Raw genomic sequence first — 1,653 nt, forward strand, 5'->3', positions numbered from 1 at the left:
CTTTCCCTTCAGGCGGGATTCATACAGCGGCCAGCCATCCGTCATCCATACCACGACCTCAAAGGCCGACAGCAGGCCCAGAAGACGCTCCAGCGTGGCCAACGTGCGTTACCTAACAATAAACCTGTTTAAATATCCAGATAAAAACATTCAATCTGGGTCAAATGAGTGATACAGTTTCACCCATAAGACCCAATGGAGGCAATATGTCTGAATTTGAATTACTGGCGCAGGATCTGCTTGAGAAAGCAGAAGCGGAAGAACAACTGCGACAGGAAAATTATAAAAAGCTGCTCGGGCAGGTGCTGGAAATCTATGACCAGAAGTACGTGGCTGAACTGCTTAGAAAAGTTGGTAAAAATGAGTGGAGTCGCGAGACTCTTAATCGCTGGATTAATGGTAAGTGCTCACCTAAGACGCTGACGTTAGCCGAAGAGGAACTTCTACGAAAAATGCTTCCGGAAGCGCCTGCACATCACCCTGACTATGCCTTCCGGTTTATTGACCTGTTTGCTGGGATTGGAGGTATACGGAAGGGCTTCGAAACCATCGGTGGCCAGTGCGTTTTTACCAGTGAATGGAATAAAGAGGCTGTGCGCACATATAAAGCTAACTGGTTTAACGATGCTCAGGAACACACTTTCAATCTCGATATTCGGGAAGTCACGCTCAGTGATAAACCTGAAGTACCTGAAAACGATGCCTATGCTTACATTAATGAGCATGTGCCGGATCATGATGTACTTCTAGCAGGTTTCCCCTGTCAACCGTTCAGCCTTGCGGGCGTAAGCAAGAAAAACTCGCTCGGGCGCGCGCATGGTTTCGAATGTGAGGCTCAGGGAACGCTTTTCTTCGATGTGGCGCGTATTATACGCGCAAAAAAACCTGCCATCTTTGTTCTTGAAAACGTTAAAAACCTGAAGAGCCATGACAAGGGTAAAACCTTTAAAGTCATCATGGATACCCTCGACGAACTGGGCTATGAAGTTGCGGATGCAGCTGAGATGGGCAAAAACGATCCTAAAGTTATCGACGGAAAGCACTTTTTACCTCAGCACCGAGAACGTATCGTTTTGGTCGGTTTCCGTCGTGATCTGAACATTCACCAGGGCTTTACCCTGCGCGATATTAGTCGTTTTTATCCGGAACAGCGTCCGTCATTTGGCGAACTGCTGGAACCCGTGGTTGACAGCAAATATATACTGACGCCGAAACTCTGGGAGTATCTCTATAACTACGCCAAAAAGCACGCAGCTAAGGGTAACGGATTCGGTTTTGGCCTCGTTAATCCTGAAAATAAAGAAAGCATTGCCCGTACGCTTTCTGCTCGCTATCACAAAGACGGGTCTGAAATTCTGATAGACCGTGGCTGGGATATGGCCACAGGTGAAACAGACTTCGCGAACGAAGAAAATCAGGCGCATCGGCCCCGCAGGCTGACTCCACGAGAGTGCGCGCGCCTTATGGGTTTTGAAAAAGTAGATGGCAGGCCTTTTCGCATTCCTGTGTCAGACACTCAGTCGTACAGGCAGTTCGGTAACTCCGTAGTGGTGCCCGTGTTTGAAGCCGTAGCCAAACTGCTTGAACCTTATATCCTGAAAGCGGTTAATGCCGATTCGTGCAAGGTTGAACGAATCTGATCGCTCCTCCCGG

At 48.4% G+C, this 1,653-nt stretch carries 1 protein-coding gene and 1 pseudogene; one reads left to right on the forward strand and one right to left on the reverse strand.

Translation table 11 applies throughout. The features are described 5' to 3' along the window. A pseudogene (locus QMN93_RS25820) lies at positions 1-108 on the reverse strand (IS1 family transposase); the annotation flags it as partial. Between the two features lie 98 nt (positions 109-206). Between QMN93_RS25820 and QMN93_RS25825 the strand changes: the two are divergent. Then, a complete protein-coding gene (locus QMN93_RS25825; RefSeq protein WP_016338383.1) occupies positions 207-1,640 on the forward strand; it encodes a DNA cytosine methyltransferase in 1,434 nt (477 codons plus the stop codon). Positions 1,641-1,653 lie beyond the last annotated feature (13 nt).

The sequence above is a fragment of the Enterobacter sp. R-1.6.2 genome, from assembly GCF_035064085.1.
GTDB lineage: Bacteria > Pseudomonadota > Gammaproteobacteria > Enterobacterales > Enterobacteriaceae > Enterobacter > Enterobacter asburiae_B.

Bases quoted from the DNA above. Each gene is read 5' to 3' on its own strand.
- QMN93_RS25825 (WP_016338383.1), top strand. From the start codon at position 207: ATGTCTGAATTTGAATTACTGGCGCAGGATCTGCTTGAGAAAGCAGAA.